Raw genomic sequence first — 9201 nt, 5'->3', positions numbered from 1 at the left:
CAGTGCGGGGCTTAGCTACCCCCACACCCCCATAAGCTAACAAGTAGACCTGAACAGAAATCCGGCACGGTTAGGAGCCAAACTGCAAACGGTAAACCTCTTCCTCTTGATCGGTCTCCACCTCCAAATCGGAGGTAGCATAGGCTACACACAGCAGCACAAACCCTTGGGCCTGCAGTTCTGGGCCAATCCCCATTGCCTCTGTCTGAGTCACGGATCCCGACCTCAGCCGCCCCGCACAGGTGGTGCAAACCCCCGCCTGACAAGAGGAAGGCAGCTCTATCCCGTGCTCCAGAGCAGCTTGTAGAAGCGTCTGATCCGCAGAGGCGGGGAAGCGGTAGGTTTGGCCGCGGTGATGAAGGGTTACTTGATAAGCCGTAGCAGACATCAGGAACGGGCTCCCGACGGAGTACGGGTCACCGTCAGAGACTGTGGCTGGCGCATCTTCTTCACCAGAGCCTGGATCTTTTTGGCTCCTTCCTTTTGCAGGTCGGCGATGTAGTGGCCTTTGAGCCGCTCCGCCTCAGCTTCATCGGAGAAGGGGCCGTAGTAGTAGGTGCAGTCCTCGGTGGTGATCTCGATCCAGACCGACAGGCCGCGCAGCTTATCCAACAGACTGACCAAAGGGTTGCTCACGGGATCCATCCCCCATTATTAAGTCTAGCAATCATTGGATGTCCTTTTGCAATCCCCTAGATTCTACTACTTTTATTGACGATTTGTTGAGGAATGTATCAACCTCAGGGCGTTTGAGGTGGTGGGGAGAGCGCTGCCGGTGGATTTCGTAGAGGGCAATGCCGGCGGCCACAGAAGCATTCAAGCTTTCAGTACGGCCTGCCAAGGGAATGGACAGCAGTTGGTCACAATGGCGCTGTGTGAGCAGGCTAATCCCTTCCCCCTCGGATCCCACCACCAAGGCAATGGGCCGTTGAAAATCGGCTCTATAGATGAGGTCAGTCCCTCGGCTGGTGGTGCCATAAACCCAAAACCCCTGCTCTTTGAGGTATTCCAAAGCCCGATTCAAATTCACCACCCGCGCCACCGGCAAGGTGGAGAGGGCTCCTGCCGCTACCTTCATCACCGTCGAGGTTACCCCTGCTGCCCGCCGTTGTGGGATCACCATCCCTTGCATGCCAAAAGCTTCTACGCTACGGGCAATGGCTCCCAAGTTATGGGGATCCTGGATCCCGTCTAGGACTACCAGCACTGGATTGGGGCTGGCCTGCCGGCTTCTTTCCACCAAATCCTCCAGGGCCACGTACTGATAAGGCGTGGCTTGGGCAGCGATACCCTGGTGGTTGGCGCCAGCCGTGAGGGCGTTCAGCCGCTTTGGAGACACTTCGTCGATAACGGTGCCCCGCGCTTTGGCTTCTTCCAACAGAGACAAAAATTGGGGGCTGTAGCGCAACTTCGGCAAGATCCAAACCCGATTGAGGGTGGCTTGACTTTTCAAAGCAGCCAGTACTGTCTGGCGACCGTAGATAATCTCTTGCTCCAGCTCGGTCTCCGGATTCCCGTCGGCCTGAGGCTGAACTTCCCCTGGCAAGATCCCTGTCTCGCCAGTGGAGAGGCCGGGATCCAGCTCGCCTACTGGTTGAGGAGCCATCTTGCCTTGGGGCCACTGCCGTTGCGCGTCGCGACGGATGGGCTTCACTGGAGCCTCTCGGAGGGCAAGCTTGGGATCCCCGTCTCGGCGTTTGGGCCGCTGTACCCGCTTGCTAACGGATTGCCCTGCCCTTCGCGGCTGCAGTTTGCCCGAGCGAGACAGCCGTGAAGCAGGTTTGCGCTGAGAAGTCTTGGGCATGGGCGTGGAAGATGGAAAGACGGAAAGACTATCCTAACCTTCCCACTCGCCTAGGGTCTCAGCCAAAACATCAGTGAGGGCGAGGATATGGCGCAGCCGTTCGGGATTGGCCAGGTAGAGATAGCCCAGAACTGTTTCCAGGCCGCTGGCGTTTTGGTAATCGGCCAGAGGCAGATGCCGGGGTGGGCGACCGCAGCCATTGCGACCCCAGCGGACAATTTCCTGCTCTTCGGGGTTGAGATGGGGCAACAGGGCCAACAGCAACTTGGCCTGAGCCGAGCCGCGCACCCGCCTCACCACCTGCTGATGATAGCGCTCCAGTCGATCCGGAGGAAATAGCCGTTGCCGCCGCACATGCAGTTCGTAAATGGCGTCTCCCAAGTAGGCCAAGGCTGCGGGCGATAGGCGACGGATCTCGGCTAAGGAGAGCCTTTCAGAAGTGGGTTCGGACAGCAGATCGTTCACAGCAGCTCACGAAAGATAGGCAGAAAAATCTCTAGAACCGCTGTTATCGGCTCATTGCAGAATTCAGTCCATGCTAAGACAAGCTTCCTCTGGTCTGCCAGCCCGACCCACCCTCTTTGCTGCCTTGCAGGTGATTTGGATCACGAGGCCCAAAGAGAAAAGGTGCTATCGAGTAGACAGGGCAAAGCCGGTGAAGGGGCCGATGTTATGAGCCTTGAAAAGCAAGTTGGAGCCACTGCCAAGAATCTGGAGAGCAAAATCCAGGAAATTGTGGGTGAGCTGGCCAGCGATCAGCGTGAAAGGCTGGAAGGTAAGGCCGAGCAAACAAAGGCAGCCACCCACCCTGGAGTCGAGGATGCTCGAGAAGCGATTAAAGACGTTGTGGATGATCCAACGGATGGCCAATAGCTCCAGTTAAGATGCGGGGACAAGGAGATCTGCATTCAGCAAAAGCAGGTAGGCGACGACCGCCCCCCCCATACCCCCTACCAAAAAGCCAGCGGCCAATTCGCTCCAAGATTGGGATCCCCCTACCGGCCCTATGTTGCGCTGCGAAGTGACAGTGCCGTAGAGAGAAAGGGCCGCCGTCAGAATCAAGATCAGGCCACAGGCTCCCAAAAAGCCGCTCAGCAGACCGATGGGCTCGTTGCGCAGCGGCCCCAGCTTGGCAAAGGGGCCTACCAGCCAATAGCCGTGGGCCATACCGATTTCCAAGCCCCGCCAAATGGAACTCAATCCCGGTCGGTTGATGGGCAGCCAGTCGATCAACAGCCGGACAACAGGCGCGTGGTTGATCGGTGTCCAGAGATCCCCAATTTGCGGATCTCCCTCAGGGACGGTGACGTATCCCTTATTCATGTTCAACCTATTCAACGGAGCAGGATCGGCATTGGGTTCGACCATTTCAGCAACTCTGTGTCCAGTTCAAAGGAGGATGGAAAAAAGCCTAAAAAAGCAGGGATCCCACCGGGCGTAGGTTGCGCTGGGGATCCCTGGCCTACACTCAGAACGTCAAAATGTCGGGGAAGAAGCGATTGATCTCGATGAACAGGGCAAAAACAAAGCTGGAAAACAGGATAAATGCCACCGGAGCAGTGGTGAGAAACTTGGTGAAATCAGCCATAGACGCCTCTCAAAAGTTAAATAAATCGAGTTAGAAAGCCGGGCTCAGCTCCTCAGCGGGGCGAGATGGGCACAGCCGCTTCCGGCTCTCGAATTTCGCCACTGGCAATCTCCTTGAAAGCAGCAGCAGGCCAAGCCAAAGCCGTGAGGAAACACCGCAGCGCCAGCGGTACATCGATCAGGCTTTCTTTCATTTCGGGGCTATCCTCATCCCGAACCGCGATCAGGTAAGAACGCCCCGCCCAGCCCAGCCAACCGGCAATATACAGGAAGAGCAGACCGGGGATGAGAAACTCGCCCGCATGGTTCAACCGACCATCTGTAACCAGGTGGGGCAGGCCCTCTTCGCCGCAGAGCAGCTTGCTGTAGCGCTCAAAGCGCTTGCTGGTTTGGGCCAGCTTTTGCTGGTAGACGGGAGCCATAGCAGGGCTGGCGTTGAGGATCTTCTCCTCTAGGCTGCTCAGGCGTTCGTTCATCAGGGCCTGAAAGGCGGGAACTTCGCTGCAAGGTTTCAGACCGATCAAGGGCTCTGCCTGCACAGATTGGGCGAGGCCAAGCGCAATGCAAAGGGCCAAAAGAAGGCTTAAAAAGGTTCGCATAGCAGGATGTGTCCTTGAGGTAGGGGTCTAAGATCTGTCCAAATGCTAAGGGATGCTAAGTGCAGAAACAGGCACCAAACGGTTAGTATCATACTCCTGAGCGCCTCGCCCCGACGGATCCCGGGTTTTAGCTCACACAATTCTTAATTCAAGTATCTCAAGTATCCCAAAGCTCTCCTATCCCTTTTGCCCAGCCTGCTCTCCCATGCCCCGCGTCCTTGCCATCGAAACCAGTTGTGACGAAACGGCTGTGGCTGTGGTGGCGGCGGATGCAGCCTGGCCGGGGTTTGCCCCACGGCAGCTCAGCTCCGTGGTGGCCAGCCAAATCGACCTTCATGCTGCTTACGGGGGGGTGGTGCCGGAGGTGGCCTCACGGCAGCATGTGGAAACCTTGCCCTTTGTGCTGGAGAGGGCTCTGCAACAGGCAGGATTGGAGGTGGCCGAGGTAGATGCCATTGCCGTAACCTGTGCGCCGGGCCTGGTGGGATCCCTGCTGGTGGGGCTGATGGGGGCCAAGACCCTGGCTTTGCTTTACGACAAGCCCCTGATCGGGGTACATCATCTGGAGGGCCATCTCTTCAGCGGCTTCTTGGCAGAGCCCGATTTGCGCCCCCCCTGCCTATGCCTTTTGGTATCGGGAGGCCATACCAGCCTGATTTGGATGAAGGACTACGGGGACTACCAGACGGTGGGCCGCACCCGCGACGATGCTGCCGGCGAGGCATTTGATAAGGTGGCGCGGCTGTTGGGGCTGGGCTACCCGGGGGGGCCGCAGATCGACCGTTGGGCCCAGCAGGGGGATCCGCAGCGCTTTCCCCTGCCCGAGGGCAAAGTGGAGCATCCCTACGACACAAGCTTCAGCGGCCTGAAAACGGCGGTGTTGCGCCTAGTCCAGCAGTTGCAGCAGCAAGGCCAGGAGTTGCCCATTGCCGATATTGCCGCCAGCTTTCAAGCCCGCCTGACCGGTGCACTTGCCCAAAAAGCGGTGGCCTGTGCCGAGGCGCTGGGCCTCTCGACGCTGCTGCTGACGGGAGGGGTAGCTGCCAATCGGGAGCTGAGGGCCCGCCTCACAGAAGCAGCCCGGCAAAGGGGGTTGCGGGTGGTGATCCCGCCTCTAGCCCTCTGCACCGACAATGCGGCCATGATCGGGGCGGCTGGGCTCTGCCATTGGCTGAGAGGGGAGGTCTCGCCGCTGGAGCTGGGGGTGGCCTCGCGCATGCCCCTAGAAGGGATCCCTTCCCTCTACCTGGGTGGGGGCGGAGCTCATACAGAAGAACAGACGGGATCTGCCGCAGCCGTCCTCTGACGTTGCCTCACTTCCAGGTAGATCAGCAGGGCATTGATGTCGGCGGGGTTGACACCGCCAATGCGGGCTGCCTGGCCCACGGTTAGCGGGCGCACCGCCGAGAGCTTATCCCGCGACTCTTTGGATAGGGTGGGGATGGCCTGGTAGTCGAGGTCAGGAGGCAAGGGGCGATGGTACTGCTTGCTCACCTGCTCGATTTGGCTTTGCTGCCGCTGGATGTAGCCGCTGTATTTGACGGCAATTTCCGCTGCTTCCTGCTCAAAGGGATCCAGCTCCGCATCCCCCAGCCCCAGTTCCAGGAGATCGGAGTAGTGAATCTGGTTGCGGCGCAAGATCTCGGCCAGAGTGGCGGATCCCTTGATCCCCTGCCCCGTCAGTTGGCTTAGTTGGATGCCGGCCAGGTCGTGGGCCTTCACCCGCTGCGTTTCCAGGCGCTCGATTTCTGCGGCAATGCGCGCTTGCTTGGCTTGGAACAGGGCCCAGCGCCGGTCATCGATCAAGCCCCATTCTCGCCCCAGGGGGGTGAGCCGTTGGTCGGCATTGTCGGAGCGCAGGATGAGGCGGTATTCGGAGCGGCTGGTGAGCATGCGGTAGGGCTCCCGCAGTTCTTTGGTGCAGAGATCGTCGATGAGGGTGCCGATGTAGCTGGACTCCCGCGGCAGGGTGACCAGGGGCTTGCCTTGAACCAGGCGGGCGGCGTTGATCCCGGCTATGAGCCCCTGAGCTGCCGCCTCTTCGTAGCCGGTGGTGCCGTTGATCTGGCCGGCGCAAAACAACCCCTGCACCTTTTTGGTCATCAGAGTGGGGTAGAGCTGGGTGGCCGGCAGATAGTCGTATTCCACCGCATAGGCAGGCCGCAGCATGACGCACCGCTCCAGGCCAGGCAAGGAGCGCAACATCTGGATCTGGATTTTCTCAGGCATCCCCGTGGAGAACCCCTGGATGTAGAGCTCCGGCAGATCCCGCCCTTCCGGCTCAATAAAAATCTGATGGCTTTCCTTGTCGGCAAAGCGGACAATCTTGTCTTCGATGCTGGGGCAGTAGCGGGGCCCTTTGGCCTCCACCCAGCCGCCATAGACAGGGGTTTCGTGGAGATTTTCCCGGATGATGCGGTGGGTCTCTGGGGTGGTGCGGGTCAAGTAGCAATCCATCTGCTCCCTTGGCACCCACACCTCGGGGTCGAAGCTAAACCAGCGCACATCGGGATCCCCCGGTTGCCGCTCCATGACGGAAAAATCCACGCTGCGCCGATCCACACGGGCGGGGGTGCCGGTTTTCAGCCGACCCGTCTCCAAGCCCAGTTGGTGCAGGGTGTCTGTCAGCCCTTCCACCGCAAACTCCCCCGCTCGTCCGGCAGATTGCCAGTGACGGCCAATCCAGATGCGCCCCCCCAAAAACGTGCCGGTGGTCAGGATCACCGCCCGACAGCCGAAGATGGTGCCAAAGTGGGTGACCACGCCGACAATCTCATCGTTGCGCCCCAGCACCAAATCGGTAACGGTGCCCTCGCGAATCGTCAGGTTGGGCTGGTTTTCCACCACCGAGCGCATCACCCGCGCATATTCCCGTTTGTCGGTTTGTGCCCGCAGCGCCCACACCGCCGGCCCCCGCGAGCGGTTGAGCACCCGCTTCTGTAAATAGGTGCGGTCGGTGATTTTGCCCATCTCGCCGCCGAGGGCATCGATTTCGTGTACCAGTTGCGATTTGGCCGGGCCGCCGACGGCGGGGTTACAGGGTTGCCAGGCGATCTTGTCCAGATTCAATGTCAGCATGAGGGTGTTGCAGCCCAGCCGCGCTGCTGCCAACGCTGCCTCGCAGCCGGAGTGCCCCCCGCCGACCACCACCACATCGTAGTGATCGAGAAAATCAATGCTGTCCCGTCCAACTCTGAGCATAGGGTGGCAATTCCAAAATGAATAGCCGGGATCCCCGGTCTTTTAATTTTCAGGTTATTTCAGCTCGCTTATCCAGCTTAGCGATGGCGGCAACGGATAGGGTTATTTGCGACCGGCCTGAGGCAGGCAGAGCAGTAGGGAAAGTTTTCTGTTGCCCTGGGAAATAAAGTTGGGTAGAGGCTCAGTTCCCAGCCTAAGTCACCTGATTGAAGAGTTGAAGAGACCTCAGGGCGCTGGGATCAGCTCCCCCAAGGCTGCCGATAGCAGGGGATCCCAGAGGAAAGGGCAGAGTCGCCCAAGGGATGTTGCGGCTCATACAAACACCAGACAGCCCGCCTGAGAGAGCCAAGCACCGATTCCATTATCCTCAACCGGATCTAATCCAGACTATTTTAGTCGGGTTTAGTTGACGCGGCAGATTGCGGGTGATAAGATTCCCCCCAACGATAGGTAAGTTCAATCCAGCGCCCACCCTTTCCTTCACCTTGAGGCTGCCCATGTCCCAAACTCTTTCCGAACGCCCGCTCAGCCCTGCCGATTCCCCGTTGGCCTCTGCCTTGCACAGCTCCAAGGTGGGCTTCAGCCGTTTGCGCTGTCGGGAGTGTGGCGCCGAGTATGAGCCGGTCGCCAAGCATGTTTGTGAGCTGTGTTTCGGCCCCCTGGAAGTGGTTTATGACTACGACTGGCTGAGGCACAGCGTCAGCCGGCAGAGCATCCAGGCCGGGCCGCATTCCATCTGGCGCTATCGGCCTTTTCTGCCGGTGACTTCTGAGAAGCCCATTGATGTGGGCACGGGCCTGACCCCTCTGATCAAAGCGGAGCGGCTGGGTCGGCGGCTGGGGTTAAAAAATCTTTACATCAAGAACGATGCCGTCAACATGCCCACCCTTAGCTTCAAGGATCGGGTGGTGTCGGTGGCGCTGACCCGCGCCAAGGAGCTGGGTTTTACCACCGTTTCCTGCGCCAGCACGGGCAATCTGGCCAACTCCACCGCTGCTATTGCCGCCCACGCCGGCTTGGACTGCACCATCTTCATCCCGGCGGACTTAGAAGCGGGCAAGGTGCTGGGATCCCTGATTTACAACCCCACCGTCATGGCGGTGGAGGGCAACTACGACCAGGTGAACCGCCTCTGCGCCGAGGTGGCGGATCGCTACGGCTGGGGCTTCGTCAATATCAACCTGCGCCCCTACTACTCGGAAGGCTCCAAAACCCTGGCCTACGAGGTGGTGGAGCAACTGGGCTGGCAACTGCCGGATCAGGTGGTGATCCCATTGGCCTCGGGATCCCTGTACACCAAGGTTTACAAAGGCTTCCAGGAGTTTGTGAAGGTGGGGCTGGTGGCGGATAAGCCGGTCACCTTCCACGGCGCCCAGGCGCAGGGATGTTCGCCCATTGCCCAAGCCTTCCGCGAGGGACGGGACTTTGTCAGCCCTGTTAAGCCCAATACCATCGCCAAGTCCATCGCCATCGGCAACCCTGCCGACGGGATCTACGCCCTGGAGATCGCCCGCAAAACCGGCGGCCAGATCGAGACGGCTGCCGATCCGGAGATTGTTGCCGGCATCAAGCTTTTGGCCGAGACCGAAGGCATCTTCACCGAAACCGCCGGCGGCACCACCATTGCCGTGCTCAAACGCCTAGCAGAGTCCGGCCAACTTGATCCCGAGGCGGTTACAGTAGCCTACATTACTGGCAACGGTCTGAAGACCCAGGAGGCGGTTCAAGCCCACGTAGGCCATCCGCTGGTGATCTCGCCCAGGCTGGAGAGCTTTGAACAGGCTTTGGAGCGGGCCCGCACCCTGGAGCGGCTGGACTGGCAGGAGGCATCAGTATGAACTCGGTTTGCAGGGAAGACCCTCTCCATTGCCTCTTAACAGAATCTTAATGAAGAACTGTTAAGATCCCTGGCGTAGACCTATTGGCTCAGGAGCTTTGCACAATGCCTATCTTTCCTTCTGTTCAACGCCTTGTTCGCCGTTGGATCCCGTTGGCGGCTGTAGTGGCCCC

General features: G+C 59.3%; 11 protein-coding genes. 3 read left to right on the top strand and 8 right to left on the bottom strand.

Going from position 1 to position 9201, the window contains the following annotated elements; translation table 11 throughout:
- Positions 1 to 70 precede the first annotated feature (70 nt).
- From NW856_RS10150 to NW856_RS10135, 4 genes are read right to left on the bottom strand one after another with little or no spacing between them, the layout of a single operon-like run.
- Positions 71 to 388, bottom strand: coding sequence for a 2Fe-2S iron-sulfur cluster-binding protein (locus NW856_RS10150; protein ID WP_414400108.1), 318 nt, complete (start codon positions 386 to 388; stop codon positions 71 to 73).
- Entirely contained in the window at positions 388 to 645 is a 258-nt protein-coding gene (locus NW856_RS10145; protein WP_011434370.1) for a DUF1816 domain-containing protein, read from the bottom strand. The genes NW856_RS10150 and NW856_RS10145 overlap by 1 nt, the downstream gene beginning before the upstream one ends.
- A gap of 22 nt (positions 646 to 667) precedes the next feature.
- Positions 668 to 1804: a 23S rRNA (guanosine(2251)-2'-O)-methyltransferase RlmB gene (rlmB, locus tag NW856_RS10140; protein ID WP_414400106.1), complete on the bottom strand. Its 1137-nt coding sequence runs from the start codon at positions 1802 to 1804 to the stop codon at positions 668 to 670.
- A 33-nt stretch (positions 1805 to 1837) separates the two neighbouring features.
- A complete protein-coding gene (locus tag NW856_RS10135) occupies positions 1838 to 2269 on the bottom strand; it encodes a ribonuclease III domain-containing protein (protein WP_414400104.1) in 432 nt (143 codons plus the stop codon).
- Between the two features lie 135 nt (positions 2270 to 2404).
- Between NW856_RS10135 and NW856_RS10130 the strand changes: the two genes are divergently transcribed.
- The gene (locus NW856_RS10130) at positions 2405 to 2677 is read left to right on the top strand and encodes a hypothetical protein (RefSeq protein ID WP_414388293.1); all 273 of its coding nucleotides are present in this window, start codon (positions 2405 to 2407) and stop codon (positions 2675 to 2677) included.
- A gap of 6 nt (positions 2678 to 2683) precedes the next feature.
- Here the strand turns inward: NW856_RS10130 and NW856_RS10125 are convergent, their stop codons facing one another.
- From NW856_RS10125 to NW856_RS10115, 3 genes are all read right to left on the bottom strand, one after another.
- Positions 2684 to 3172, bottom strand: coding sequence for a photosystem I reaction center protein subunit XI (locus NW856_RS10125; RefSeq protein ID WP_414332284.1), 489 nt, complete (start codon positions 3170 to 3172; stop codon positions 2684 to 2686).
- A gap of 100 nt (positions 3173 to 3272) precedes the next feature.
- Positions 3273 to 3392 carry a photosystem I reaction center subunit IX gene (locus NW856_RS10120; RefSeq protein WP_011434365.1) on the bottom strand — a complete coding sequence of 40 codons (120 nt, stop codon included), beginning with the start codon at positions 3390 to 3392 and terminating at the stop codon, positions 3273 to 3275.
- A 52-nt stretch (positions 3393 to 3444) separates the two neighbouring features.
- Positions 3445 to 3990 (bottom strand): Photosystem I reaction center subunit III, encoded by a 546-nt coding sequence (locus NW856_RS10115; RefSeq protein ID WP_414342216.1) that lies wholly within the window; start codon positions 3988 to 3990, stop codon positions 3445 to 3447.
- Positions 3991 to 4195: 205 nt separating this feature from the next.
- On the opposite strand from NW856_RS10115, the gene tsaD reads away from it, so the two are divergent.
- Positions 4196 to 5296: a tRNA (adenosine(37)-N6)-threonylcarbamoyltransferase complex transferase subunit TsaD gene (gene tsaD, locus NW856_RS10110; RefSeq protein ID WP_414400103.1), complete on the top strand. Its 1101-nt coding sequence runs from the start codon at positions 4196 to 4198 to the stop codon at positions 5294 to 5296.
- Here the strand turns inward: tsaD and mnmG are convergent.
- Positions 5254 to 7191: a tRNA uridine-5-carboxymethylaminomethyl(34) synthesis enzyme MnmG gene (mnmG, locus tag NW856_RS10105; protein WP_414400101.1), complete on the bottom strand. Its 1938-nt coding sequence runs from the start codon at positions 7189 to 7191 to the stop codon at positions 5254 to 5256. The genes tsaD and mnmG overlap by 43 nt on opposite strands.
- A gap of 497 nt (positions 7192 to 7688) precedes the next feature.
- Here mnmG and thrC point away from each other — a divergent pair, with 497 nt between their 5' ends.
- Positions 7689 to 9029 carry a threonine synthase gene (thrC, locus tag NW856_RS10100; RefSeq protein WP_414400100.1) on the top strand — a complete coding sequence of 447 codons (1341 nt, stop codon included), beginning with the start codon at positions 7689 to 7691 and terminating at the stop codon, positions 9027 to 9029.
- Positions 9030 to 9201: the final 172 nt, after the last annotated feature.

Origin of the sequence: Synechococcus sp. R3-13 (assembly GCF_047462195.1) — a bacterium.
In the GTDB taxonomy this organism is placed as follows: domain Bacteria; phylum Cyanobacteriota; class Cyanobacteriia; order Thermostichales; family Thermostichaceae; genus Thermostichus.
The sequence above is the reverse complement of the archived record's forward strand: the minus strand, read 5'-3'. Positions and strand labels throughout refer to the sequence as shown.

What these genes read in the sequence shown, in the direction of transcription:
- NW856_RS10150 (WP_414400108.1), bottom strand. Translation starts at nt 388, where the DNA reads ATGTCTGCTACGGCTTATCAAGTAACCCTTCATCACCGCGGCCAAACC.
- NW856_RS10145 (WP_011434370.1), bottom strand. Translation starts at nt 645, where the DNA reads ATGGATCCCGTGAGCAACCCTTTGGTCAGTCTGTTGGATAAGCTGCGC.
- rlmB (WP_414400106.1), bottom strand. Translation starts at nt 1,804, where the DNA reads ATGCCCAAGACTTCTCAGCGCAAACCTGCTTCACGGCTGTCTCGCTCG.
- NW856_RS10125 (WP_414332284.1), bottom strand. Translation starts at nt 3,172, where the DNA reads ATGGTCGAACCCAATGCCGATCCTGCTCCGTTGAATAGGTTGAACATG.
- NW856_RS10120 (WP_011434365.1), bottom strand. Translation starts at nt 3,392, where the DNA reads ATGGCTGATTTCACCAAGTTTCTCACCACTGCTCCGGTGGCATTTATC.
- NW856_RS10115 (WP_414342216.1), bottom strand. Translation starts at nt 3,990, where the DNA reads ATGCGAACCTTTTTAAGCCTTCTTTTGGCCCTTTGCATTGCGCTTGGC.
- tsaD (WP_414400103.1), top strand. Translation starts at nt 4,196, where the DNA reads ATGCCCCGCGTCCTTGCCATCGAAACCAGTTGTGACGAAACGGCTGTG.
- mnmG (WP_414400101.1), bottom strand. Translation starts at nt 7,191, where the DNA reads ATGCTCAGAGTTGGACGGGACAGCATTGATTTTCTCGATCACTACGAT.
- thrC (WP_414400100.1), top strand. Translation starts at nt 7,689, where the DNA reads ATGTCCCAAACTCTTTCCGAACGCCCGCTCAGCCCTGCCGATTCCCCG.